This window comes from Methylobacter sp. (genome assembly GCF_036845245.1).
Taxonomy (GTDB): domain Bacteria; phylum Pseudomonadota; class Gammaproteobacteria; order Methylococcales; family Methylomonadaceae; genus Methylobacter_A.
This window is the reverse complement of record NZ_DAIUEH010000001.1, coordinates 173,150-197,030: the sequence shown is the minus strand read 5'-3', so window position 1 is coordinate 197,030 and position 23,881 is coordinate 173,150. Positions and strand designations below refer to the sequence as shown.

The 23,881-nt window shown below is 50.9% G+C and carries 21 protein-coding genes; all 21 read left to right on the top strand.

Going from position 1 to position 23,881, the window contains the following annotated elements:
* Positions 1-259: 259 nt before the first annotated feature.
* The 21 genes from V7051_RS00800 (at position 260) to V7051_RS00700 (ending at position 23,730) form a co-directional block, all read left to right on the top strand.
* Positions 260-622, top strand: coding sequence for a hypothetical protein (locus V7051_RS00800; protein WP_334168710.1), 363 nt, complete (start codon positions 260-262; stop codon positions 620-622).
* Between the two features lie 94 nt (positions 623-716).
* Complete coding sequence (locus V7051_RS00795) at positions 717-2,396, top strand: WD40 repeat domain-containing protein (RefSeq protein WP_333872976.1); 1,680 nt, start codon at positions 717-719, stop codon at positions 2,394-2,396.
* Between the two features lie 19 nt (positions 2,397-2,415).
* Positions 2,416-3,006 (top strand): NADPH-dependent FMN reductase, encoded by a 591-nt coding sequence (locus tag V7051_RS00790; RefSeq protein ID WP_333872975.1) that lies wholly within the window; start codon positions 2,416-2,418, stop codon positions 3,004-3,006.
* Between the two features lie 48 nt (positions 3,007-3,054).
* Entirely contained in the window at positions 3,055-4,071 is a 1,017-nt protein-coding gene (locus V7051_RS00785) for a formylglycine-generating enzyme family protein (RefSeq protein ID WP_333872974.1), read from the top strand.
* A gap of 35 nt (positions 4,072-4,106) precedes the next feature.
* Positions 4,107-5,357 carry an ATP-grasp domain-containing protein gene (locus V7051_RS00780; protein WP_333872973.1) on the top strand — a complete coding sequence of 417 codons (1,251 nt, stop codon included), beginning with the start codon at positions 4,107-4,109 and terminating at the stop codon, positions 5,355-5,357.
* Positions 5,358-5,861: 504 nt separating this feature from the next.
* Entirely contained in the window at positions 5,862-6,047 is a 186-nt protein-coding gene (locus V7051_RS00775; protein ID WP_333872972.1) for a hypothetical protein, read from the top strand.
* Positions 6,044-7,810 carry a thiamine pyrophosphate-requiring protein gene (locus V7051_RS00770; protein ID WP_333872971.1) on the top strand — a complete coding sequence of 589 codons (1,767 nt, stop codon included), beginning with the start codon at positions 6,044-6,046 and terminating at the stop codon, positions 7,808-7,810. The genes V7051_RS00775 and V7051_RS00770 overlap by 4 nt, the downstream gene beginning before the upstream one ends.
* A gap of 45 nt (positions 7,811-7,855) precedes the next feature.
* Positions 7,856-8,053 (top strand): hypothetical protein, encoded by a 198-nt coding sequence (locus V7051_RS00765; RefSeq protein ID WP_333872970.1) that lies wholly within the window; start codon positions 7,856-7,858, stop codon positions 8,051-8,053.
* A 494-nt stretch (positions 8,054-8,547) separates the two neighbouring features.
* The gene (locus tag V7051_RS00760) at positions 8,548-9,270 is read left to right on the top strand and encodes a Crp/Fnr family transcriptional regulator (protein WP_333872969.1); all 723 of its coding nucleotides are present in this window, start codon (positions 8,548-8,550) and stop codon (positions 9,268-9,270) included.
* A 264-nt stretch (positions 9,271-9,534) separates the two neighbouring features.
* Entirely contained in the window at positions 9,535-13,059 is a 3,525-nt protein-coding gene (locus tag V7051_RS00755) for a PAS domain S-box protein (protein ID WP_334181104.1), read from the top strand.
* The gene (locus tag V7051_RS00750; RefSeq protein ID WP_334181103.1) at positions 13,056-13,895 is read left to right on the top strand and encodes a response regulator; all 840 of its coding nucleotides are present in this window, start codon (positions 13,056-13,058) and stop codon (positions 13,893-13,895) included. The genes V7051_RS00755 and V7051_RS00750 overlap by 4 nt, the downstream gene beginning before the upstream one ends.
* Before the next feature lie 171 nt (positions 13,896-14,066).
* Positions 14,067-15,656 carry a putative bifunctional diguanylate cyclase/phosphodiesterase gene (locus V7051_RS00745; protein WP_333872966.1) on the top strand — a complete coding sequence of 530 codons (1,590 nt, stop codon included), beginning with the start codon at positions 14,067-14,069 and terminating at the stop codon, positions 15,654-15,656.
* 37 nt (positions 15,657-15,693) lie between these two features.
* Complete coding sequence (locus V7051_RS00740; protein WP_333872965.1) at positions 15,694-16,419, top strand: Crp/Fnr family transcriptional regulator; 726 nt, start codon at positions 15,694-15,696, stop codon at positions 16,417-16,419.
* A gap of 190 nt (positions 16,420-16,609) precedes the next feature.
* The gene (locus V7051_RS00735) at positions 16,610-17,032 is read left to right on the top strand and encodes a hypothetical protein (RefSeq protein ID WP_333872964.1); all 423 of its coding nucleotides are present in this window, start codon (positions 16,610-16,612) and stop codon (positions 17,030-17,032) included.
* Positions 17,025-18,488 (top strand): ATPase domain-containing protein, encoded by a 1,464-nt coding sequence (locus tag V7051_RS00730; protein WP_333872963.1) that lies wholly within the window; start codon positions 17,025-17,027, stop codon positions 18,486-18,488. Before V7051_RS00735 ends, V7051_RS00730 begins: the two co-directional genes overlap by 8 nt.
* A 108-nt stretch (positions 18,489-18,596) precedes the next feature.
* Positions 18,597-20,162, top strand: a complete 1,566-nt coding sequence (locus tag V7051_RS00725; protein ID WP_334181102.1) for a hybrid sensor histidine kinase/response regulator — start codon at positions 18,597-18,599, stop codon at positions 20,160-20,162.
* Entirely contained in the window at positions 20,159-21,001 is an 843-nt protein-coding gene (locus V7051_RS00720) for a response regulator (RefSeq protein WP_334181101.1), read from the top strand. Before V7051_RS00725 ends, V7051_RS00720 begins: the two co-directional genes overlap by 4 nt.
* A 207-nt stretch (positions 21,002-21,208) precedes the next feature.
* Positions 21,209-21,385 (top strand): CsbD family protein, encoded by a 177-nt coding sequence (locus tag V7051_RS00715; protein ID WP_333872960.1) that lies wholly within the window; start codon positions 21,209-21,211, stop codon positions 21,383-21,385.
* A gap of 190 nt (positions 21,386-21,575) precedes the next feature.
* Positions 21,576-21,725 (top strand): lmo0937 family membrane protein, encoded by a 150-nt coding sequence (locus tag V7051_RS00710; protein ID WP_333872959.1) that lies wholly within the window; start codon positions 21,576-21,578, stop codon positions 21,723-21,725.
* A gap of 115 nt (positions 21,726-21,840) precedes the next feature.
* Complete coding sequence (locus tag V7051_RS00705; protein WP_333872958.1) at positions 21,841-22,062, top strand: hypothetical protein; 222 nt, start codon at positions 21,841-21,843, stop codon at positions 22,060-22,062.
* Positions 22,063-22,644: 582 nt separating this feature from the next.
* Positions 22,645-23,730, top strand: a complete 1,086-nt coding sequence (locus V7051_RS00700; RefSeq protein WP_442919609.1) for an OmpA family protein — start codon at positions 22,645-22,647, stop codon at positions 23,728-23,730.
* Positions 23,731-23,881 lie beyond the last annotated feature (151 nt).

Genomic DNA, 23,881 nt, shown 5'->3' with positions numbered 1-23,881 from the left:
TTGTGGCCGGTGAGTCACAGCTCATTATGATTTCGATTTTTTCGGCTAAATAACTAAATGGAGCTGCGGTTTCGCTGCTGATTTCGGGGTATCAATAAATTGATAACGGCAAACTATTGCCGTTTTTGCGTTATTTAATATCTGTTTCTAAATCGCAACGGCGGCTGTCGATTAAAAGGATGGAAGAGCCTGAATAAATACAACAGGCCCCTGAGCAATTAAATATTATCAATAACTTAATTTGGAGGTTTTTATGGGGATGAGCGTTTCATCATCAGCTATGTCCAGTGTCAGCGGCGCCGGCAAATGGCAACAGCAGCGACAGGATTTTAATCAACTGTCTCAAGCTTTAAAGTCCGGCAACTTGGACGCGGCTAAACAAGCTTTTTCTTCACTTTCCGCTAAATCGCCCACTGCGGCAGCCGATCCTAACAGCCCGTTGGGTAAATTAGGCCAGGCCTTGCAGTCAGGCGACATAGGCGCTGCGCAACAAGCTTTTTCTTCGCTAAGGTCAGGGCATCATCATCATGGTGCGACAAGCCAAAGTGCGACTGCTACTGCGGCGGCTCCTACGTTGGCAACATCGGGTTCCGTAGGAACTAATGTTAATACGATAGCGTAACTGCGGTTTTTTTTGCTCGTCAAATCCCTGGCGAAAGTTGCCAGGGATTTTAAGACAGCAGTCATACTGATTTTGCTTATTTAAATGCCAAGATATGAAACACTTAGGTCCCATTAGTAGTGTTGCAACATATGGTCCTTATGTTGCAACCGGCGGTTATGATAATCGGGTCATTTTGTGGGACTCAGCAACACGCAAAGCCTTGGCCCGAGGCATGCACGACCATTTGGTCAATCATTGCGCCTTTAATTCTAACGGCAAATGGTTGGTCAGCGCCGGTAGCGATTATTCGGCCCGGATTTGGGAAATCCCCACCTTACGTCTTCAGGCTGTCCTGACTGATCATGCCGACGACGTGGATATGGCCGTTTTTGCGCCGGACAATGCTTCCGTAGCTACCTGCGCCTTGGATAGAGCGGTGCGCCTATTCGATTTAACCGGTCGCTGCATCAAAACTTTCTGGGGGCATACCGGAAACATCATCTCACTGCTTTGGAGTCAGGACGGAAAACGCCTGGTTTCATCAAGTGTCGACGGAACAGTCAGGGAATGGGATATAGAGAAAGGCATTCAAGTGTCTTGCTATGATCTTGATGGCGTACGCACCGATACCATTGCAATGGATACGCAAGGACGAATCATTGCCGGTGACGACCGCGGCCGGATCGCAATCATTACAGAAGGCGAGCTTCACTATCATGCTGCGCATCAAGCAGGCATCAAGAAGATCGTTTTCTGCGAAGAGCGGCAACTTCTTGCCTCACTCAGTTATGATCGTACACTCGCCCTCTGGCATATCAGCGAGACCGGAGAACTCACGGAGCGGCAACGCACCCTCATGCCGGATATTATTTGGCCGAGAGCCGCCGCGATACTGGGTAACGATAAATTGGTTGCCGGTACCTTCGGCACGACCTACGCTGTTTATGATTGGTGCCAAGATAGCTGGAGTATCGATGGTATCGAAGCTGGGAGCGGTATCAACGCTATTGCGCTGCACCAGCAAAGTACCTACACCGTTGGCGATTCCGGCACGGTATACAAGGACGGCAAAGCTTTTTCCCATTTAGGGAGTTTATGTAATTTTTTATTACCTGCCGGTGATCATTTATTCGCAGGCGGGCAACTCGGTCAACTTTTCGATGTCAACAGCGGCAGAATTGTTTATCAACACCATTCGCCATTAAATTGCGGCGCGCTTTTTTATCGTGCCGGATCTCCCCACATCGCGATCGGCAGTTACACAGGCGAAATGATTGTATTTTCCTTGCAAGCGGACACATCTATCAGGCTGGAAAAAGAAATCCAGGTCTATGAAAATGCCATCAAGGGAATAGTCGCTAATCAGGATCAACTGTTTTCTGTTTGCGCCTCAACGGATATCGCTTGGCATAGCTGCAATGACTTAAGCCTTGTCCAAAAGATAGCTAAAGCTCATGAAAAAATTACTAACGCCTGCTGCAAAGTCGGACGGAACGGGTTTGCCAGTGTAGCGCGCGATAAGACCTTGCGCATTTGGATCGACGGCGCTGATGAAGTTTACCAAACGCCTCATGCCCATTCGGTGAAATGCATCTGCGTCAGTGCCGACGGCCAGTCATTGATGACAGGAAGCTATGGCGGCACTGTAGCGGCTTTCGACTTTCCGACAAGAACCTGGACAGCTTTCGAACGCCCGACCACAGCCGGTATCTCTTCAATAAGTTACGATCCTGTGCAACATTATTTCCTTGCTGCGTCCTATGATGGCGAAGTCTATCCACTGGCGCATTGAGCGGCCGAACGAGTTCCTTTTGAAAAAAATATTAATCTTCCCCGGCAGCCAACGAAAACAATCGTTAAATCGTCGCTTGGCTGCACATTTCGAGTCTTTATTAAAACAAGAGTTTTACGTCGAGATTCTTGAATCCGATACCGTCGATTTACCTTTGTTCAACCAGGACCTGGAAAACGATAGTCTCGTTATCGACAAAGTTAAGCAGGTTTATCAGCGTTTTTTCAACGCGGACGGTCTGATTGTGGTCAGTCCGGAATATAACGGCTCCGTCAGTCCTTACTTGAAAAACACCGTCGACTGGATATCCAGATTGCCGCGAATCATTGCGGAACAAGGCTACATTAACCCCTTTCATGGCAAACCGATGTTACTTGCAAGCGCCACTCCGGGCCAGAGCGGTGGCGTTTTAGGGCTGCAAAGCGCGCGCAACGTGTTCTCTTACCTGGGCGGCCTGATTCTGGCGGAGCAGGTAGCATTGCCATACGCTACAGACGCTTGGAAAGACGACGGATCTTTAATTGACCCCTATCTTAATGCTTACCTGCAACAAACGCTGAAACGATTCGAGGTCGTTGTCAAAAGCCTATCCATCTCTCCGCAGCAATAACCGCCAGTCAAGACAGGCTTGCTCTTTCAAATTTAACGAGAATTATCAATGATGATTGAAACCTTAAAAAAACAACACTGGCCTGAGTTTGAGACTATTTTATGCGGCGAAATGACCGATCGGGAGCGCCTGGGCTTGCCCGATTACTACGTTACCGACAGACTCACCGGACGGACTCACGCGCTATACAACGAACTGCGTTTGCTAAAAAACGACGAACTACTGGATATTGTACAAGGACGCGATCTTCCTTTGGAGGCAAGGCTGGTGGCGGGAAATCTGCTGGCTTTGATAGGGGATCCCAGAATTGAAACAACAAATCCTGCGATGATAGATATTCCCGGCGGCGCAGTCGTCATCGGGTTGGAGGATTCGGCAGTCGATGACGTGTTGGCGCGATTCGGCAAATTAGGTTTGGATGGTGCATGGATACGTAAGGAATGTCCACAGCATGAAGTCAGGCTTCAGGATTACCGGATTGGAAAATTCCCGATCACCAACCAGGAATACCGTGATTTCCTGGTCGATACGGATTATCGCGAAATACCGACGAGCTGGCTATTTAGACGGTTTCCGATCGAACGCGCCAACCATCCTGTCTATACCCTATCGGCCGAGGCTTGCGATGCGTACGCTCAGTGGTTGTCGGCTCAAACCGGCCGACGCTTTCGCTTGCCGACCGAGAGCGAATGGGAGTTTGCGGCAGCAGGGCCTGAACGTCGTGAGTTTCCATGGGGTGATGAATTCAATGAAGACTTGGCGAACACCTGCGAAACGGGGCTATTTGATACTTCGCCGGTGGGCATTTTTCATGGCGGGGAATCGTACTTTTCTGTGTATGACATGGCGGGTAATGTCGAGGAATATGTAGCCGATAATTACCAACCTTACCCCGGCGGTCCAGTGATTGACGATCATCTGAGCCAGATTCATGGTGCTTACCGCATTGCCCGCGGCGGAAGTTTTGCACGGTTTCGGGACTTGGCGAGAACACGAAGACGCCATGGACATAACCCCCGGTCTGTCACTTACGCGATGGGCTTCAGGCTCGCCGAAAGCATTTAATTCAAGCTTGATTTTATTTCCAGGAAAAAATACAAATGGCACATTTACTTTTAATCGAAGCGCCGGGCGGCAACGATTTTGATCTCTTTGAGAGCGCTTTGATGCAAGGTCATCAAGTAACATTCTTTACGGCTGATGGTGCGCATTACGCCCAAAATGGGACTTTGTCTGAATATCTTACCTTTGCAAAACGCATAGTCGAAATCAACCCTTTTGATTATGACGAATTCGAAAAACAAGCCGTTGAAATTCACGAACAAGATCCGTTCGATGCACTCCTGTGCTTGATTGATATCCGCATCACGGAAGCCGCCAGATTAGCCGAGCGGCTCAATCTCCGCTTCCTCAACCCGAAAACGGCAGTTGCCATGCGCGACAAATTTACCGTGCGGACCCTTCTGGCCGAAAAAGGGATTCGCCAACCCGAATTTGCGCTTGCCACAAATAATCAGCAACTCAGGGCCGCGATTGAAAACATGGGTTTCCCGGTTTTGGTCAAGCCGTCCGATGGTTACGGCTCGCAAAACATTGCAGCTTTCTTAACGGAAGACGATTTGAATCCTCTGCTGGATCCGTTGGATAACTATTTGCCTTGCCGTACCGATTACGGATTTGGCGTTAAAGCGAATGACCGATTGCTGGTTGAGCGGTATATTTCCGGCCAACTGGTCGGCTGCGATACGCTGACCCAGAACGGCAAACATATAATGCTGGGCATTAATGAGAAATTGATGTATCCGCAACCTTCCAGCGCGATCAAAGGGAGCTGTTTTCCGTCGGACCGGTATGAAATCAGCAAGATTGAAGACTATGTCTTTTCAATCCTGGACGCACTCGAATTTAATGATGGCGTAACGCACACGGAGATTTTGCTTTCCGAAGAAGGCCCGTTTCTGGTCGAGGTCAATCCGCGACTGGTAGGCGCCAAAATTCCCCGGTTATTGAATCTTGCATTGGGTCGGTCCATCCACGCAGACGTTATCGACCTGCATCTTGGCAAACCGTTATCGAAACTGGCCTATCGAGCGGGATACGGATATGCGGTGTCGCGATGGATCATCACTGACATTACCGGGAGCTTGGAAGAGGTCATCATTCCGCCGATATCAAGCCCAGGCATCCGACACATCGAAGTCTTGAAAAAACCGGGTGATCCGGTTTCATACCCGTATCAGAACAGTGACCGTATCGGCTATGTGATGACCTTAGGCGACACGCGGGAACAGGCTGAGCGATTAGCCGACGACTATATAGCCCAAGTGCAGGTAAAGGTATCTCCGCTGTGATTAATTGATGTTATGCATACCGGCTAAAAACTTATCAACATTCGGTAGGGTGTCAAAAGGTTTCGAAAACTCACTAATTTTTTTCAAATAAAGAGCGTCTAGAATAATAAGGCGCTTTAATTCCCGCTCAAGAAGTTCACTCAGCTATAAAATTCCATCGTCGTAATATTGAATAAGACATTATTCAATGACGAGCTTCAGGATTCAAAGCATCCGATGACTTTAAATACGTCGTCCAACACAGAAAAATTATTTTGAAAGTTACTTAGCGTACATAAGTTCAGAGAAGTTTCGCGTATATATTTTAAAAATAATTAGCAGCCCGCAGTGTTAACACATTTAGCCTGGGTCTAAAGAGGCCGGGATGAGCAAGGCTGGGTCCTGTTTCCAGCTGCTTATTAGATCGAAAGTGAATGCGCAGAGTATGTCTTTGCCAATTTTCAGGGCAGGAGATAAATAACGTACCTGTTTTTTAGTCATTAGAAATTTTTCCCGGAGAAGATTATGACAACAGTAACGAGCAACCTGAATGATCAAAATAAGCCAACCTATTGCGCTAATCCCGGCTGTCACTGCGAAGTACAGGAGGGGGAGAAATACTGTAGCGCCAGCTGTGAGAATCAGTTGGACGGTAATCTATGCTCCTGCGAACACGCAAACTGCCAAGCTGCGCAAAAGGAATTAACATGAGTAAAAACGTTAGCGATTTTTTAGTGGAGCGTTTATACGAGTGGGGGGTGAAACGCATTTTCGGCTACCCCGGAGACGGCATTAACGGCATTATGGGCGCATTAAACCGTAATCCCGATAAGCTTGAGTTTATTCAGGTAAGGCATGAAGAGATGGCGGCTTTCATGGCTTGCGCACATGCCAAATTTACCGGCGAAGTCGGTGTTTGTCTGGCTACCTCCGGCCCCGGTGCGATTCATTTACTGAACGGGTTGTATGATGCAAAACTCGATCATCAACCGGTTGTCGCTATCGTAGGACAACAGAAGCGGGCCGCATTGGGCGGCAATTATCAACAGGAAGTCGATTTGGTCTCTCTGTTTAAAGACGTCGCGCATGAATATGTGCAGATGGCGTCTACTCCGGCGCAAATGCGCCATTTGCTTGACCGGGCGATGCGCATTGCGCAATCCGAACGCACCGTGTGCTGTATCATTATTCCTAACGATATTCAGGAAATGGAGGCTCAGACACCTTCTCACGAACATGGCACTATACATTCAGGGATGGGCTTCCAGGCGCCTCGCACGGTGCCCCATAGCGAAGATTTGCAGCGTGCCGCCGATGTGCTCAACGCGGGAGACAAAGTCGCCATGCTGGTCGGTGCCGGGGCGCTGCATGCTACGGCCGAGATACTGGAAATCGCCGAGCTGCTCGGAGCCGGTATTGCCAAAGCATTGCTGGGTAAAGCCGCGGTGGCCGATGATATCCCTTATGTAACCGGCTCTATCGGGCTGCTGGGCACCAAGCCCAGCTACGACATGATGATGAATTGCGACACGCTGCTGATGGTCGGTTCCAGCTTTCCCTATTCCGAATTTTTACCGGAAGAAGGCCATGCACGTGGCGTGCAAATCGATATCAATGGCCGGATGATCGGTATTCGCTATCCGATGGAAGTGAATTTGATCGGCGACAGCGCACAAACATTAAGGTCCCTGATCCCGTTACTGCATAAAAAAGAAGATCGCCGTTGGCGGCATCGCATTGAAACGCAAGTGGCCGAGTGGTGGGAAACCTTGGAAGCGCGGGCTATGACACCGGCTCATCCGATTAATCCCCAGCGCGTGTTTTGGGAACTTTCCCCGCGTCTGCCGGATAATTGCATTATTACCTGCGATTCCGGCTCTGCGGCAAACTGGTATGCGCGCGACGTAAAAATCCGTCCCGGCATGATGGCGTCATTATCGGGCGGACTGGCCACGATGGGGCCGGGTGTGCCTTATGCGATTGCGGCAAAATTTGCCTATCCGGAGCGAGTGGCTATTGCCTTGGTCGGCGATGGCGCGATGCAAATGAACGGCATCAATGAACTGATCACGATAGGCAAATATTGGCAGCGCTGGAGCGACCCGCGTCTGGTCATTATGGTCCTGAACAACCGGGACCTGAATCAGGTTACCTGGGAACAGCGCGCGATTGAAGGCGATCCGAAATTTGAGGCCTCGCAAGATTTACCTGACTTCCCGTACGCACAGTTTGCAGAATTGATCGGCTTGGGCGGCTTTCGCATCGATCAGCCGGAGCAGCTCGGTAATGCCTGGGATCGCGCGCTCAGTGCCGATCGGCCGGTCGTGCTGGAAATCTATACCGACCCTGATGTGCCGCCGCTGCCGCCGCATATCACGTTCGCTCAGGCAAGAGCCTATGCATCGGCGATTTTGCAAGGCGATCCGGATTCGGCCGCTATCATCAAGGCATCTTTTAAACAGCTTTTTGCCTAACGCCGCAGACGATAATAATCCAAATACGCGTAGCGATTGCTATCTATGGATGTTGCTGCCGCTGATGTGCAATATATGCTTGGGTTTTATCGTGGGAAATTACCGGCGACGCCTACGGATAAAGTCATAAAATTATCATTCCAAGTCGAAAGAATATCGTTACAACTAGCCATAGCACTGGCATTTGCCACTGACAGTGCAACGCTGCCTAAAATGACTGATTTTTTTGGATTTTATTCATAATCTACGCCTAAAAAATGATCTGTTAAAAATTGCATTTTGTTATGAATTCAACCTTGAATAAGCAATCTGCCCCATTCCAGGAAATAATGTAATTTTCCAGGAATCGATTATGAAACTCTTAAAGTAATGATCAATAAATAAGTATTTGTTCGTGTTTTTATAAAACAATTAAATTTCTATCTAAAAGAAAGATATGAGATTGGAATACGGCTTTGATCATCGTAAGCCAGAAAATTTCAGAGTAATCAGATCCAGCAAACTAAAACCCACGCTCTGCCAATCGGATTGGCTTTGACAATTTTGAAATTCGGCCTGAAGAAATTGATCTCTACATTTTTGTGTCATTCGATTCAAACGTCTAAACCTTATCTACTCTACTTGGTATATTGTGTTATAAGGAAGAGCGCAATATAACTTTATAAAGTTTTGCCATTTGCTGTTTCGCTGTTTTTTTGATTTTCGCCTTCATTGCTTACTCGCTCAGAGACAAAAAAATGGTCGCCCTTATTTCCGCTCGGCATGTTCCCCATCAAAACCATCTTCTCTCCGCTCTGCCTGCGGAAATATTCGAGCGCCTTTCACCTCATCTGGAACTGATCCCGATGCCTCTCGGGGAAGTCCTCTATGAATCCGGCGGCCAATTGCAACATGTTTATTTCCCGACGACCGCTATCGTGTCCCTGCACTACGTCATGGAAAATGGCGCATCGGCCGAAGTCGCAGGCGTTGGCAATGAAGGCATGCTCGGAATTTCGCTTTTCATGGGCGGTAATACCACGCCCAGCTGCGCTACCGTACAGACCGGGGGCTACGGTTACCGATTGAAAGGACGGTTAATGATGGAGGAATTCGATCACGCAGGGCCGATGATGCGTTTGATGCTGCGCTACACTCAGGCATTGATGACACAGATGTCCCAAACTGCGGTCTGCAATCGGCATCATACGGTAGAGCAGCAATTGTGCCGCTGGTTGTTGTTAACGCTCGATCGATTGTACTCACATGAATTGACCATGACACAGGAACTGATTGCCTGCATGCTCGGCGTGCGTCGCGAAGGCATTACCGAAGCCGCCGGGAATTTGCAGCGCGCAGATTTGATCAGTTACCGCCGAGGCCATATCACGGTACTTGACCGGTTGGGATTGGAGTCGCGCTCTTGCGAATGTTACAACGTAGTCAAAAAAGAATTCCATCGTTTGCTCTACGATGAATAAACCGCTAATAGTCTTTCCAATTAATCATAAAGTTGGGTTGATCCCGGACACTAAGATTAATGATATGTTTGTTTGCGGCAGGATTAGCGTATAAGACATATAGATTGAGTTATGTGATAAAGCTTGGCCCAAACTATATGACTCCCACGGAGCGATCCGTCTCCAGATCACGTTACGATTTACATAAAGGTAAACCATGTCCGAAAAATTTTCGATTCCGCCATTATCCATTACGACGCCGACACGGCGCCGGGTGAACCTTCCTTGAAAGCAACATATAAAATTATTGCTTCGCTTGCTGGAGCGGCCCTGCTGGTTGCATTGGTGGCGGTATCGCTCGGTTTTTTCAGGCAAGCAGAGGATGCCGCCGAGGCGCGAAAGCAGACCAACGCTTTAATCATCCGTGCAAACGCCTTGCTGTCTGAATTGAGAGATGCCGAGACCGCTGAGAGCGGCTATTCGCTAACCGGTGACGAGGCATTTTTGGAACCGTACTTGGCGGTGCGCGATAGTATTCGCGGCGATCTGGAAGCATTGCGCCAACTTACCTTGGACAGTGCCGCCCGGAAACATCTGGATGCATTGGCTCCATTGGTGGATGCCAAATTGGCGGAAATGTCGCAAGTCATTGAGTTGCGCCGCCACCATGACATGACTGCGGTACTGGGGGTTGTAGGCGGCCAGGGCAGGCACTTGATGGATTCGATGCGTACCGAAATCGGTAACTTCGTCCGGATGGAAGAAGATGCGCTGGCGCTGCACGATGCAGCGTTTCAATCGAACATGCGCCATTTATTTATCATCATCGTTGCCTCCAGCTTGTTTACGCTGCTGTTGGTATTTTTGTTCGCTTATGTTTTCTATCGGAAAACACAACAGCGGATCAAGAGTTTAGTTAATCTCGAAACACAGCATTTGTTCGATATTCAAGATGAGTCGAATAAACAGCTACAGCAAGCCAACATCACCTTACAGCTCAGCGAGGAAAGGCTTGCCGTTACATTAAACTCCATCGGCGATGCAGTGATAGCCACGGATGCCGAAGCGCATGTGACGCTGATGAATCCCCTTGCCGAACAGCTCACCGGTTGGACGCAGGCTGAAGCCGCCGGTCGTTCGGTGGACGAGATTTTTCACATCATCAATCAGGAAACCCGTCAACTTGCCATCATTCCGGTCATGGACACTTTGGCGCATGGCACGATACAAGGCCTGGCCAATCATACTGTGCTGATTGCTCGCGACGGTAACGAGAGCGATATTGCCGACAGTTGCGCACCGATTCGCGACCGCGACGGCCGGGTGATCGGCGCAGTGCTGGTGTTCCGCGATGTCACCGAAGAATATGCGGCGCAGCGAGCCCTGAGCGATAGCGCCGCGCTGATCCAAACAATTCTGAATACCGTTGTGGACGGCATTATCACCCTGCATGCCCGTGGCGGCATTGTCGAGACGGTAAACCCGGCCGCCGAACAAATGTTCGGCTATAGCGCCGCAGAACTTATCGGACAAAATTTCAGCATGCTGATACCTGAGCTTGATCGGGATAAACGCAATGGTTCCCTTGAGTATTACAGTGCAAGCGATGAGGCGCGCGCCATCGGGCTTGGCCGCGAGGTTGTGGGCAAGCGCAAGGATGGCAGCACTTTCCCGATGGAAATGGCGGTAAGCGAGATGCGGCTGGGCGGGCAGCGTTACTTCACCGGTATTTTACGCGATATCACCGCGCGCAAGCAGGCGGAAGAGGCGCTACTCAAGGCAGGTGCCTTGCAGAATGCAATTTTCAACAGCGCTAATTTCTCAAGCATCGCCACCGACGCCAAGGGCGTCATCCAGATCTTCAACGTCGGAGCGGAACGCATGTTGGGCTATGCGGCCGCCGACGTGCTGAACAAGATTACGCCGGCCGATATTTCCGATTCGCGGGAAGTGATCGTACGTGCCAAGGCGTTGAGCGAGGAGCTGTCCACGCCGATTTCGCCGGGCTTCGAGGCATTGGCGTTCAAGGCCTCACGTGGCATTGAAGATATTTACGAGCTGACCTATATCCGTAAAGACGGCAGCCGGTTCCCTGCGGTCGTGTCGGTCACCGCGCTACGCGATGCTCAAAAAGCAATTATCGGCTACCTGTTGATCGGCACCGACAATACCATTCGCAAGCAGATCGAAGCAGAGCAGATGCTGCTCGACCAGCGTCTGCGGGATCAGCAGTTCTATACCCGGTCACTGATTGAGTCCAATATCGACGCGCTGATGACGACCGATCCACTCGGTATCATCACTGACGTCAACAAGCAGATGATGGCGCTCACCGGTTGCCTGCGTGACGAGTTAATCGGCGCACCGTTCAAGGATTTCTTTACCGATCCGGAGCGGGCCGAGGCGAGCATCAAGCTGGTGTTAAGTGAAAAAAAGGTCACCAACTACGAACTCACCGTGCGCGCTCGTGACGGCAAGGAAACGGTGGTGTCTTACAATGCGACCACTTTCTACGACCGGGATAGGAATCTGCAAGGCGTGGTTGCCTCTGCGCGCGATATCACCGAGCGTAATCGCCTGGATCAAGTGTTGAAAGAAAAAAATGCCGAACTGGAGAACGCCAAGTCAGTGGCTGAAAAAGCCAATCTCGCCAAATCGGATTTCCTGTCCAGGATGAGCCACGAGCTGCGCACCCCGCTCAATGCGATCCTCGGCTTCGCTCAATTGTTGGAGTCAGGTCCGCCGCCGCCATCGGCGGCCCAGATTTTAAGGCTTCAGCAGATTATCAAAGCCGGCTGGTACCTGCTGGAACTGATCAACGAGATACTCGATCTTGCGGTGATCGAGTCCGGCAAGCTCTCGCTGTCGCGAGAAGCGGTGTCGCTGATCGATGTCGTCCATGAATGTCAGGCCATGGTCGAAGCGCAGGCGCAACAGCATGACATCCGCTTGACCTTTCATCCCTTCGACCCCGGCTGGTTTGCCAACGCCGATCGGACCAGGGTCAAGCAGGTCCTGATCAACCTGCTGTCCAATGCGATCAAATACAACCGCGAGCATGGCACGGTCGACGTGTATTGCATCGAGAGCGCCCCGGACTGTCTACGCATCCGCATCAAAGACAGCGGCGCGGGATTGACGCCGGAACAGCTGGTGCAGCTGTTTCAGCCGTTCAATCGTCTCGGCCAGGAGACCGGCGCCGTGGAAGGCACCGGCATCGGCCTGGTGGTCACCAAACAGCTGGTCGAACTGATGGGCGGCGCCATCGGCGTTGACAGCACCGTCGGCGTCGGCAGCGAATTCTGGATCGACCTGGTCAAAGACGTTACCCCGCAACTGGATGCCGGCCATGCGCTGTCTTCGGACCTTGCGGCGCATGCCCAGGGCAATCCGGCACAGCGTACCCTGCTTTATGTGGAAGACAATCCGGCCAATCTGATGCTGGTCGAGCAAATCATTGCGGGCCATCCCCATGTGCGCATGCTGAGCGCGCGCGACGGCCATCTCGGCATCGCGCTGGCCCGCGCCCATCGCCCCGACGTGATCCTGATGGACATCAACCTGCCCGGCATCAGCGGCCTGCAAACCCTGAAAATCCTGCGCCAGGATCCTGCCGTCGCGCATATCCCGGTCATCGCCCTCAGCGCCAATGCGATGTTCCGCGATATTGAAAAAGGACTGGCGGCGGGATTCTTCCGCTACCTGACCAAGCCCATCAAAATAAACGAATTCATGAGCGCGTTTGACGACGCCCTGAAATTCTCTGAAACGGAATTGCCCCACGCCAATGAAACCGGACCCCTACGATGATTAGCGAACACGACATCCTGAACGCCGGCATCCTGATCGTTGACGATCAGCAATCCAACGTGCTTTTGCTGGGAGAAATGCTGCGTGATGCCGGTTATACCTGCATTACTGCGACCATCGATCCCCATGCGGTGTGCGAGCTGCATCGACAAAATCGCTACGACCTGATCCTGCTCGACCTGCAAATGCCCGATAGAGACGGATTCCAAGTCATGGAAGACCTTAAAGCCATCGAAACCGACGGTTACCTGCCGGTACTGGTGATCACCGCCCAGCCGAGCCACAAGCTGCGAGCGCTGGCCGCCGGCGCGAAAGACTTTGTCAGCAAACCGTTTAACCTGGTCGAAGTGCGGACGCGCATCCATAACCTGCTGGAAGTGCGGCTGCTGTACCGGGAACTTGAGCATTACAACAAACAGCTGGAACAAACCGTGCTGGAACGGACCGCCGAACTGCGTGAAAGCGAAGCCCGATTTCGCCGCCTGACCGAACTGTCGTCCGACTGGTATTGGGAACAGGACGAGCGCGGGCATTTCACCAAAATGTTCGGGCCGGTGCTGGATATGCTGGGAATCCGCTTCGACGAGGCGCTGGACAACATCTGGGATGACCGGGACATAGGCTGGAATGAGACCGAGCGCGACATCCTCAAGGCCAACCTGGCCGGGAGGCGGCCGTTCCTGGATTTCGTCTACAGCCGGACTAATCCGGACGGCTTGCAGCAATACTTCATGGTCAGCGGGGAACCGATGTTCGACCTGTCCGGCCGCTTTGCCGGCTACCGAGGAATCGGCAGGGACGTGACCGATACGATGCGCGCCAAAGCGGCCAATTAATTCTTTTAGATAGGCTTGTCATTCCCGCAGGGAACGTTAACATTTTAACGGACCGGGGCTTACCGGCAGACCATACAGCCCCAAGGCATCATGATTGGCGACTTTATCCGGAGTCGGGTTGACCTCTGGCGTCAGGCTGTAACCGGAACGAACAAGTGAGAGGCGACGGTAATGAACAAAAACAATAAAGACAGCATGTCTAAGGAGAGCGTTTTGCTAAGCCGGGAGAAATTAGTCACTGCGCGTGAAAAGGCGGTCGACTTGCGTGAGAATGCTGTCAATCTGCGCGAAAGTGAAGCCGACTTGCGTGAGCGAAGAATTCACGCAGCAGAGACGATACAGGCAGCGTCCGACGAGCACATGATGATGCTGCAACAAGCGAACGCAAGCTTGATTATTGCTACAATCGAAGCACAAAAACTGGCCGAACAAGTTCAAATGGCTAAAGATCAGTTGGATCATTTGGTTCATCACGATGCGCTCACCGATTTGCCCAATCGCATTTTGCTGAATGATCGGCTTGCCCAAGCGATTGCACTGGCATGCCGTGAAGGTGAACAACTTGCTGTGATGTTTATGGATCTGGATGGTTTTAAATACATCAACGATTCCTTGGGACATGGAATTGGCGACCAACTGCTGCTGTCGGTTGCACAATGCATGGCGAGTTGTGTGCGCCATTCGGACACCATCAGTCGCCAGGGAGGGGACGAATTCGTGCTGGTGCTGCACTCTATTGAGCGAGCAGAAGATGCGGCTTTTTCTGCGCAAAAAATACTCGAGGCGCTTGCGTTGCCTCACCGTATTGATCAGCACGATCTCCATATCAGCGTCAGTATCGGCATCAGCATCTACCCAGACGATGGCCGAGATGCGGAAACCCTTATCAAAAATGCAGATACCGCAATGTATTATGCCAAGGAAAACGGCCGCAACAATTACAAATTTTTCGAGCAGAATATGAATACGCTGGCTGTCGAGCGACAAGCCATCGAAGCCAATCTGCGTCGCGCACTGGAGCGGCAGGAGTTTGTGTTGTATTACCAGCCGAAAGTCAATCTTCACAACGGTGCGATTGTCGGCGTTGAAGCGCTGATTCGCTGGCAGCATCCGGAACTGGGATTGCTACTGCCAAAGCAATTTGTGCTTATCGCCGAAGATTGCGGCTTGATTCTGCCGATTGGTCGCTGGGTGCTGCGCGAAGCCTGTCTCCAGGCCCGGATTTGGCAACAAGCCGGATTGCCGCCGATTACCATCGCAGTCAACACCTCCGCTCTGGAGTTTCGCGACAAGACATTTCTTGAAAATATACGCGCGACGCTCAAGGATGCATGCCTGGAATCCCGCTATCTGCAACTCGAATTGACCGAAAGCGTCCTGATGCGGGATGCCGACACTGCCGATTCAGTGCTGCATGAGCTCGCAGAATTGGGGGTGAATCTTGCGATCGATGATTTCGGCACCGGGTATTCCAGCCTAAGTTATCTGAGGCAATTTCCGATTGATACCCTGAAGATCGACCAATCGTTTGTGAATCAGATGATCAGCAACCCCGACGATGCCACCATCGTCAGTGCCGTGATCAGCATGGGTAAAAGCCTCAAGAAACAGGTCGTTGCGGAAGGCGTGGAAACATCGGAGCAGTCGGCATTCCTTCAGGTTCAGCGTTGCGATGAGGGGCAGGGTTATTATTTCGGCCGTCCGATGGCGGCAGAAGCGTTCGCCGCCTTACTGCAAACCGGCGTTGCGCTGCCTTTTTGATTTTCAATCTACAGGCTGTAAACGCTGAGGACAAAAAATGGTGACCCTGATGTCGGCCTTGGATACCCTTAATCAAAATCATCTTCTCGCCGCTCTGCCTGCGGAAATATTCGAGCGGCTGTCTCCCCATCTGGAGCTGATCCCGATGCCGCTCGGAGAAGTTCTTTATGAATCCGGCGGCCAATTGCAATATGCTTACTTCCCGACGACCGCTATCGTGTCCCTGCACTACGTCATGGAGAATGGCGCATCGGCCGAAGTGGCAGGCGTGGGCAATGAGGGCATGCTCGGGATTTCGCTTTTCTTGGGCGGCAATACCACACCCAGCTTGGCCACCGTGCAGACCGGAGGCTACGGGTTCCGGCTGGATAGACGATTGGTTATAGAGGAATTCAATCGCGTAGGGCCGATGATGCGGTTGATGCTGCGTTACACCCAGGCATTAATGACGCAGATTTTCCAGACTGCGGTCTGCAACAGGCATCATTCGGTAGAGCAGCAACTGTGCCGCTGGTTATTGTTAACGCTCGATCGATTGCCCTCGCATGAATTGACCATGACACAGGAATTGATTGCCTGCATGCTTGGTGTACGCCGGGAAGGCATCACGGCGGCCGCCGGGAATTTGCAGCGTGCAGATTTGATCAGTTACCGCCGTGGCCATATCACGGTACTTGACCGCTTGGGATTGGAGTCGCGCTCTTGCGAGTGTTACAACGTAGTCAAAAAAGAATTCCAGCGCCTGCTCTACGATGCAGGATGAGCAGATGCATAATATTTTGAGTCTTCGCTCATCTTAAGTTCTACCTATTTACGAATAATCGAACGATAACATGGCTAAAAGAATATATCGTGCGTAGCTCAGCGAATACCTTATATACTGGCGTCGAATTGAAACGACGGTTATATATTCAACCCTCGATATTATATCGACCAATTATGGATATTTTCCTATGGAAACGAGTGAGTTGCTGCGGCACCGGATAATTAAAAATCTCGTGTTACAGCACCCTGAAAAAGTTGCGGATACCGCGATTAACTTATGGGAACAGATGGCGACCCAAATTATTTCTGTCGTCGGTGAAGGCGGTTTCAATTCACTTTACGCGAGAAGTGTATTCCTGGCCCAGTCAACATTTTCCTGGCTTGCGGTCGGCTCACTGTCAGCACAGTCTGATGACCGGTTTGCGGAATTAAAAATGAGCTTTGAAGGTCAAAAGCCTGAGCAAGTCGGCGAAGCAAACAGTCTGTTATTGATCACTTTCACTGACATCCTGGCCTCGTTAATTGGCGAGCAGTTAACAACCAGCATTTTACGTTCGGCTTGGGGCTTTGATGCTTCGAATAGAGCCGACAAGGAATTCAAAAATGAGTGAAAAGGTAAGTATACGTCGCTTGAAAACCGGTGTGCCGGGTCTGGATAACCTGTTGGGCGGAGGCCTGCCGGAGTTCTCGTTTAACCTGATCGCGGGCACGCCCGGAAGCGGCAAAACGACGCTCGCTCACCAAATGATGTTCTCATTGGCAACGCCGGATAATCGGGCGCTGTTCTTCACGGTGCTGGGTGAGCCTGCTTTGAAGATGCTGCGTTATCAGCAGCAATTTTCGTTTTTTGATATTGATAAAGTCAATGAATCGATCCGCTTCGTTAATCTATCGGCAGACCTACTGGAAGGCGATTTTGACCGGGTATTGTTACGTATTGCCAAAGAAGTGAAAGATTATGCTCCCAGCCTGGTATTTGTTGATTCGTTTCGATCGGTCGTGCAGTCGGCGAAACAGGAGGGGCAGGGGGGAGCGTCCGAGTTGCAGCATTTTGTACAGCAGCTGGGCATGCAAATGACCAGCTGGCAGGCGACAACATTTTTAATCGGCGAATATTTGCTGCCGGAATCAGAGGCGAGCCCGGTCTTTACCGTAGCTGATGGTATTTTGTGGCTTTCGCAAAATATGCACCGTAATTCAATGGTGCGTAAGATGCAAGTGGTGAAAATGCGGGGACAGGCCCAGTCACCGGGGTTGCACACTTTCCGTATTGATGATGAAGGCATTCAGGTTTTTCCACGTGCGATTATCAAAAAGGGCGTGGCGATTGAGGCAACAATCAAAGTATCTACGGGCAAAGAACGTGTGTCGATGGGAATACCCGGCCTGGATAAAATGCTGGGCGGAGGCTTGCCGGCCGGGTATTCGCTACTTGTGGTCGGGCCATCCGGCTCAGGAAAAACCATATTGGCGACGGAATTTCTTGCCGAAGGTGTACGAAACGGCGAACCCGGCGTGATTGCGGCGTTTGAGAAGAGTCCCAGCCAACTTCTGAACACTAAGCTGTACAATCTGGTCAAGGCCGGGCAGGTTGGGGTGATCGACACGCGCTCGCTGGATTTGTCGATTGATGAAACCTTGTATGATTTGATCGAGATGATTAATCGAATGAAAGCAAAGCGCCTCGTTATTGATTCTTTGTCCGGATTTGAGCTGGCATTGGCGCCCGAGTTTAGTGAGGATTTTCGTGGATCGCTGTATAGAATGGTTGCCGAACTGACCGGCATGGGCGTGACCATATTAATGACCTCGGAACTGGAGGATCGTTACACCGATTTGCGCTTTAGTCCATTTGGCAGTGCTTTTCTCGCTGATGCAATTATCGTGCAACGCTATATCGAACTCGCAGGTCAATTCAAACGGGTTTTTTCGGTGGTTAAAGTCCGTGGCAGTGATCACAATAAGGACATTCGCTTGTTTGACATTAAAGACCAAGGCATCGTTATTGGCGAAACCTTATCCGGATATGACGGCATCATGTCGGGTCGGCCCACGGTCAGTTCATAGCTAGTCAACCAGGCTTTCTACTTAACGCTGAGGACATGCGCAAGTCTTAACCTTAAACTGTCCCGTGTTAAGTTGAAAGCTAACAACCCAAGTGAAAGAGGGCTGATAATGAACAGAAAGCACAACAACGGCGTTTCGGACAGCGATGACCAGGGTCAATCGGGCATGGCTGGCCAATACAAAGACAGGCCGGTAGTTGTCCTTAAAAATAATATTATGGCCAGGAAAAACGCTGTCATTGACGATAAAGCGGATGTTCTAAGACGCGAAGAATTAGTCTCTGCACGAGAAAACGCAGCCGGTTTGCGTGAAGAAGCTGTCCATCTGCGTGAAGAGCAGGCGATCGCGCGCGAGCGGGGAATTCATACGGCCGCAACGGTACAGGCGGCATCCGATGAACACATGGTTACGTTGCAACAAGCCAATGCACACTTGGTTGTGGCGACAATTGAAGCACACAAACTGGCCGAACAAATCCAAATAGCTAAAGCTCAGCTGGAAAGTGCCAACCTAGCCAAATCGGATTTTCTTTCCAGGATGAGCCATGAACTGCGCACCCCGCTCAACGCCATCCTCGGCTTCGCTCAATTGTTGGAGGCAGGTAATCCGCCGCCAACGGACACCCAGATTTTAAGGCTGGACCAGATTATCAAAGCCGGCTGGTACCTGCTGGAACTGATCAACGAGATACTCGATCTTGCGGTGATCGAGTCCGGCAAGCTCTCGCTGTCGCGAGAAGCGGTGTCGCTGATCGATGTCGTCCATGAATGTCAGGCCATGGTCGAAGCGCAGGCGCAACAGCATGACATCCGCTTGACCTTTCATCCCTTCGACCCCGGCTGGTTTGCCAACGCCGATCGGACCAGGGTCAAGCAGGTCCTGATCAACCTGCTGTCCAATGCGATCAAATACAACCGCGAGCATGGCACGGTCGACGTGTATTGCATCGAGAGCGCCCCGGACTGTCTACGCATCCGCATCAAAGACAGCGGCGCGGGATTGACGCCGGAACAGCTGGTGCAGCTGTTTCAGCCGTTCAATCGTCTCGGCCAGGAGACCGGCGCCGTGGAAGGCACCGGCATCGGCCTGGTGGTCACCAAACAGCTGGTCGAACTGATGGGCGGCGCCATCGGCGTTGACAGCACCGTCGGCGTCGGCAGCGAATTCTGGATCGACCTGGTCAAAGACGTTACCCCGCAACTGGATGCCGGCCATGCGCTGTCTTCGGACCTTGCGGCGCATGCCCAGGGCAATCCGGCACAGCGTACCCTGCTTTATGTGGAAGACAATCCGGCCAATCTGATGCTGGTCGAGCAAATCATTGCGGGCCATCCCCATGTGCGCATGCTGAGCGCGCGCGACGGCCATCTCGGCATCGCGCTGGCCCGCGCCCATCGCCCCGACGTGATCCTGATGGACATCAACCTGCCCGGCATCAGCGGCCTGCAAACCCTGAAAATCCTGCGCCAGGATCCTGCCGTCGCGCATATCCCGGTCATCGCCCTCAGCGCCAATGCGATGTTCCGCGATATTGAAAAAGGACTGGCGGCGGGATTCTTCCGCTACCTGACCAAGCCCATCAAAATAAACGAATTCATGAGCGCGTTTGACGACGCCCTGAAATTCTCTGAAACGGAATTGCCCCACGCCAATGAAACCGGACCCCTACGATGATTAGCGAACACGACATCCTGAACGCCGGCATCCTGATCGTTGACGATCAGCAATCCAACGTGCTTTTGCTGGGAGAAATGCTGCGTGATGCCGGTTATACCTGCATTACTGCGACCATCGATCCCCATGCGGTGTGCGAGCTGCATCGACAAAATCGCTACGACCTGATCCTGCTCGACCTGCAAATGCCCGATAGAGACGGATTCCAAGTCATGGAAGACCTTAAAGCCATCGAAACCGACGGTTACCTGCCGGTACTGGTGATCACCGCCCAGCCGAGCCACAAGCTGCGAGCGCTGGCCGCCGGCGCGAAAGACTTTGTCAGCAAACCGTTTAACCTGGTCGAAGTGCGGACGCGCATCCATAACCTGCTGGAAGTGCGGCTGCTGTACCGGGAACTTGAGCATTACAACAAACAGCTGGAACAAACCGTGCTGGAACGGACCGCCGAACTGCGTGAAAGCGAAGCCCGATTTCGCCGCCTGACCGAACTGTCGTCCGACTGGTATTGGGAACAGGACGAGCGCGGGCATTTCACCAAAATGTTCGGGCCGGTGCTGGATATGCTGGGAATCCGCTTCGACGAGGCGCTGGACAACATCTGGGATGACCGGGACATAGGCTGGAATGAGACCGAGCGCGACATCCTCAAGGCCAACCTGGCCGGGAGGCGGCCGTTCCTGGATTTCGTCTACAGCCGGACTAATCCGGACGGCTTGCAGCAATACTTCATGGTCAGCGGGGAACCGATGTTCGACCTGTCCGGCCGCTTTGCCGGCTACCGCGGAATCGGCAAGGACGTGACCGAAACGATGCGCGCCAAAGAGGCCAATAATTAATTCTGCTTTGGCCGGCTCATCATGCCGGTCAAGAGCTGGACGCCTATCAATTCCGATACACTCGAAATTTTTACAATGCTTAATCTGGTGCTTTTCCTCTGTGCGCTACCGCACCGACTATTTTCGATCTTGAGTATATGATTTGAACTAAGCGATGAGAGGTTCATTTCCTCGCTTTGGTCATAATAATTAATTAAGGAAACGCTCATGAACAAAGATCAAATAAAAGGTCAAGTCGAAGAAGTCAAAGGTAAAGTCGAGGAAGCTGCCGGCGTGATACTGGATGATAAAGATATGCAAATAAAAGGCAATATCAAAAAAAATGTAGGCAAGGCCCAGTCGGTTCTCGGCGATCTTAAGGATGCAATTAACAAGGACGACTGAAACGCGCAATGCTGAGCCGTACAGCAAGGTTCTGACATAGAGAGTTACGGCGTAAATATTTTTTTCACAAGAGATGAATATGAGGCTCGTCGGTCAATAGGCAATTTTCGCTTTGGCCTTCGTTCACTCTCATATTTATCTGTAGCTTATATATTGTCATCAAGCGATGACCTCTTACGGAGAAGCACCAATGCTGGAAACTTTAGCGATCGTCTTAATTATTCTTTGGGTAGGAGGGTTGGTTACCTCTTACACGCTGGGTGGGTTTATTCACATTCTTTTGGTTATCGCGATCATCGTGATTCTGTTGCGTGTTATTCAAGGGCGACGTGTCCTGTAGCGTTTAGGCGATCCGTGACGACTACTGTAAAAGTACCAGGCATAAGCCGGGATTGTAAGCACGCCGAACCAGGCCGACTTCCAAAATGTCATTTATATAAATTAGGAAAGACAAGATGAATGTAGTCAAGCTCATGGCAATCGCGCTAATCATAGCAGGCATTTTGGGGCTGGTTTATGGTAGTTTTACCTATACCAAGGAAACTCAGGAAGCCAAATTAGGCCCCTTGGAACTGTCGGTTAAAGATGCACAGACGGTTTATATCCCGACTTGGGTCGGTGTGGGGGCGATACTGGTTGGCGGTGGACTCCTGTTTTTTACAAGCAAAAAGCTCTAGCGGCTGCGCAATGCATTTGGAACATACGATTTGGGCTCAACAAAGCTCCGGTTAATTCAGAGATTCCCCGGTTTAGAATATACGCAGGCGTTAAGCCATTGATTTTTTTTAAGTCAATAAACAACTACGTGATTTGCCGGTGGTTTCCGGAAAATCAGGGATAGACTTGCCAGAGTTTTCTTGCTGGAGAAAGAGCGGTGCGCGAAAAAATTGGGTTTTGGTACTGATGTCCGGTCTATATTAGGTTTGTTGATGCTCTGGCTAAGCATGTGATGCGTGGCGGCAAACATGTTCAGAGGGTCAACAAGGATGTAAAAAAGAAAATGCAATCTACCGATAGAACGCCATCTCAAACCGGAATGGTTTTATCTGGCGAGACTGATGCTAGAGGTTATTTTGTGCTATGTGCGGTACCGCACAGAAGAACGGTTAATGTTGCGGTTAAACTACAGATGATGTTTTTTTAGCAACACCGCTTATCGCAAGAAGTGCTTTCTTTAGAGAAGGTATTAGCATTATCACCATTCAAGATTGTCTAAATTGAATCAAAAATAACTATATCAATCCATTAAGGAACACCCCGTGAAAAATAAAAATGAATACAGAAAGGAAAATCGTGTGCTGAAAAAAAGTTTACTCGCCATTGCCTCATTAGCCAGTATAGGTTTCCTGCCGCTGGGACAGGCCGCTGATCAAGTCCAGGATGATCGTTGGTATGTAGCACCTTTCGGTTCATTTGTCAGAACCGGCGGCGATCGCAATTCAAGCGACGGCTGGGGCGGCGGTATGGGCATCGGCAAAATGCTCGATAAACATTTCAATGTCGAATTGAAAGGGTTCTACGAAGGATTCAGCGGCGCTAACGGCCCCTGGAGTTTGGCCGGCGGCACGGCTGATTTACAGTATTATTTCTTACGCGATAAATTCTCACCTTATGCTGTGGTCGCGGCGGGCGGTATGAATAGCTGTGCTTCCGCTAATTGCGGGGCAGGCTTTATTGGCGAGGCCGGTGCGGGTTTTACTTATGAGCTCCACGACAACTTTTTGCTCCGCAGTGATGTGCGCTATCGTTACAATAATAACCTCAATGCCCATGTGCAGCCCGGTACAGACGAATTTCATGATATGACGGTTAACGTCGGCTTTGTCATTCCGTTCGGCGACAAGCCGAAAGCCGTGACAAAATCCGAGGCCCCAATCGCAGTCGCCCCGGCAGCAATTGCAGATTGTTCCACTTTGGATGGAGATGCTGACGGTGTTAACGATTGTTTGGATCGCTGCCCAGGAACCATCAAAGGCAGCAAGATTGACAATAGTGGATGCCCGGTCAGGCTTGTACTCAAGGGTGAACATTTTAAGTATGATTCTGCGGAGTTAACCTTGAATGCCAAGACCATCCTTGATGAGGTTGCGAAAAGTCTTGTTAGCTATCCTCAGAAAAATGATATTGAAGTCCAGGGCCACACCAGCAGCGAAGGTTCCGATAAGTACAATATGAAGTTGTCGCAACGGCGTGCGCAGTCGGTTGTCGATTACCTCAAAATGAAAGGTGTCGCCAATAAACTGATGGCAAAAGGCTACGGCGAAAGCCAACCTGTTGCCGATAACAGAACGGAAGAAGGTAAGTCTGAAAACCGTCGCGTTGAGTTGATCTGGATAGAATATTGATTGAAAAGTCGGTCTGAATTGTTTTAAAACTAAACCCGCTTTATAGCGGGTTTTTTATGTCAGCCAGCTCTGTTATTAACATGGAACCGGACTTTAGGGGTTGGTTCAAAACTGTCAACTACACAGGACTTATTATGTGCGGTAACGTACG